This window comes from Tahibacter caeni, from assembly GCF_024609805.1.
Lineage (GTDB): Bacteria > Pseudomonadota > Gammaproteobacteria > Xanthomonadales > Rhodanobacteraceae > Tahibacter > Tahibacter caeni.
This window is the reverse complement of the sequence record NZ_JANFVR010000501.1, coordinates 1-2,418: the sequence shown is the minus strand read 5'-3', so window position 1 is coordinate 2,418 and position 2,418 is coordinate 1. Positions and strand designations below refer to the sequence as shown.

Here is a 2,418-nt window from a genome sequence, read left to right as displayed (position 1 = left end):
AGCTGGCCGAGCTGCAGATGCAGCGCGGCCTCTCGCGGGCGCCGCGCCAGCGCGCGGCGGCAGATCTCCTCGGCGGCCGCCCGGTCGCCGCGGCGCAGCGCCTGCTGGATTTTCTCGGCAGTCTGGTCCGACACGCACGACTCCGGCCGCGGTCCTGCGCCGGGCTTATTCAGTTGGGACAGGGGGCGCGAAACCGCTAACATCGGCGGATTCCCAGCTCAGAAGGCGATTCTCCCATGTTTGCCAAGGACCTGCGTATTGCCGGTTACGACGACACCCTGGCTCAGGCGATAGCGGCCGAGCGCCAGCGCCAGGAAGACCACGTCGAGCTCATCGCTTCGGAAAACTACGCGAGTCCGCGCGTCCTCGAGGCCCAGGGCTCGGTCCTGACGAACAAGTACGCCGAAGGCTATCCGGGCAAGCGCTACTACGGCGGCTGCGAATTCGTGGACATTGCGGAAAAGCTCGCCATCGAGCGCGTCAAGCAGCTGTTCGGCGCCGACTACGCCAACGTGCAGCCGCACTCGGGATCGCAGGCCAATGCGGCGGTCTACCTGGCTCTGCTCAATCCCGGCGACACCATCCTCGGCATGAGCCTGGCCCACGGCGGCCACCTGACCCACGGCGCCAAGGTCAATTTCAGCGGCAAGCTGTTCAACGCCGTGCAGTACGGCATCGATCCGGCCACCGGCCTGATCGACTACGACGAGGTGCAGCGCCTCGCCGACGAACACAAGCCGCGTATGCTCGTGGCTGGTTTCAGCGCGTATTCGCAGGTGCTGGACTGGGCGCGCCTCGCGCAGATCGCCAAGTCGGTCGGCGCCTACTTCTTCGTCGACATGGCCCACGTCGCCGGCCTCGTCGCCGCCGGCGTCTATCCGAGCCCGGTGCCGTACGCGGACATCGTGACCTCGACCACGCACAAGACCCTGCGCGGTCCGCGCGGCGGCATCATCCTCGCGCGCGCCAACGAGGACATCGAGAAGAAACTGCAGTCGATGGTGTTCCCGGGCACCCAGGGCGGTCCGCTGATGCACGTGATCGCGGCCAAGGCCGTCGCGTTCAAGGAGGCGCTGGAGCCGGAGTTCAAGACCTACCAGCAGCAGGTCGTCAAGAATGCGAAGGCAATGGCCGCGGCCATCGTCGCGCGCGGCTTCCGCATCGTATCGGGCGGCACCGAGAACCATCTGATGCTGATCGACCTGATCGGCCGCGACGTCACCGGCAAAGACGCCGAGGCCGCGCTCGGCAAGGCGCACATCACGGTCAACAAGAACGCCGTGCCCAACGATCCGCGCTCGCCGTTCGTGACGTCGGGCCTGCGCATCGGCACGCCGGCCGTGACCACGCGCGGCTATACCGAGGCCGACTGCACCGAGCTGGCCAACTGGATCTGCGACGTGCTCGACGCACCGGGCGACGAGGCCGTGCTCGCGCGCGTGCGCGACGCAGTCACGGCGCAGTGCCGCCGCCTGCCGGTCTACGGCTGAGCAAGATGGCCCGGGCCGCCGGCATCGAGGCCGGCGGCTTGCGGCGGCGCAGAACGCCGCTATTACCGTAGTGGCTTTTTGGCTTTACGATCGGCGCTCATGCATTGTCCTTTCTGCCAGCACGAAGACACCCGCGTCATCGATTCGCGCCTGGCCGAAGACGGCGCGACGGTGCGGCGACGGCGCGAGTGTCCCGGCTGCGGCGAGCGCTTCAATACCTTCGAGACCGCCGAGATAAAGCTGCCGGCCATCGTCAAGAGCGACGGCCGGCGCGAAGCGTTCGACGAGAACAAGCTGCGCGTCGGCGTCGAACGCGCACTGCAGAAGCGGCCGGTGTCGAGCAATGCGGTAGACGAGGTCGTGCGCAACATCCTGCGCAACCTGCGCCAGGTCAACGAGCGAGAGATCGCCTCGCGCCGCGTCGGCGAATGGGTCATGGACGAGCTGCGCCGCATCGACTCGGTCGCCTACGTGCGTTTCGCCTCGGTCTACCGGCGCTTCGAGGACGTGCAGGCATTTCGCGAGGAAATCGAGCGACTGGAGCGCGAGCTGCCGCGCATCGAAGGCCTTCAGCTGCCGCTGCTCGGCGACGAAGCGCCGCCGGCGCGCAGGAAGTCCTGAGCCGCGTCCGGCTCGTCCCCGATGAATTTTTCCGCCGCCGATCATCAGTTCATGGCCGAGGCGCTGCGCCTGGCCGACTACGGCGCGTACACGACGCGGCCGAATCCGCGCGTGGGCTGCGTGCTCGTGCGCGACGGCACCGTCGTCGGCCGCGGCTGGCACCGGTGCGCCGGCGGTCCGCATGCGGAGGTGTTCGCGCTGCGCGAGGCTGGCGACCGCGCGCGCGGCGCGACCGCCTACGTGACGCTCGAGCCCTGCGCGCATCACGGCCGCACGCCGCCCTGCGCCGATGCGCTGGTCGCCGCCG

General features: G+C 68.6%; 3 protein-coding genes. All 3 read left to right on the top strand.

Translation table 11 applies throughout. The features are described 5' to 3' along the window. Positions 1–236 precede the first annotated feature (236 nt). Positions 237–1,490, top strand: a complete 1,254-nt coding sequence (gene glyA, locus NON22_RS23115) for a serine hydroxymethyltransferase (RefSeq protein ID WP_257389342.1) — start codon at positions 237–239, stop codon at positions 1,488–1,490. A gap of 99 nt (positions 1,491–1,589) precedes the next feature. Then, complete coding sequence (gene nrdR / locus NON22_RS23110) at positions 1,590–2,111, top strand: transcriptional regulator NrdR (protein ID WP_257389341.1); 522 nt, start codon at positions 1,590–1,592, stop codon at positions 2,109–2,111. 21 nt (positions 2,112–2,132) lie between these two features. Then, positions 2,133–2,418 (top strand): bifunctional diaminohydroxyphosphoribosylaminopyrimidine deaminase/5-amino-6-(5-phosphoribosylamino)uracil reductase RibD (locus NON22_RS23105; protein ID WP_257389340.1); only part of this gene is annotated, 286 nt, incomplete at its 3' end.

Excerpts from the sequence above, each read along its gene's own strand:
- glyA (WP_257389342.1), top strand. The coding sequence starts at position 237 with ATGTTTGCCAAGGACCTGCGTATTGCCGGTTACGACGACACCCTGGCT.
- nrdR (WP_257389341.1), top strand. The coding sequence starts at position 1,590 with ATGCATTGTCCTTTCTGCCAGCACGAAGACACCCGCGTCATCGATTCG.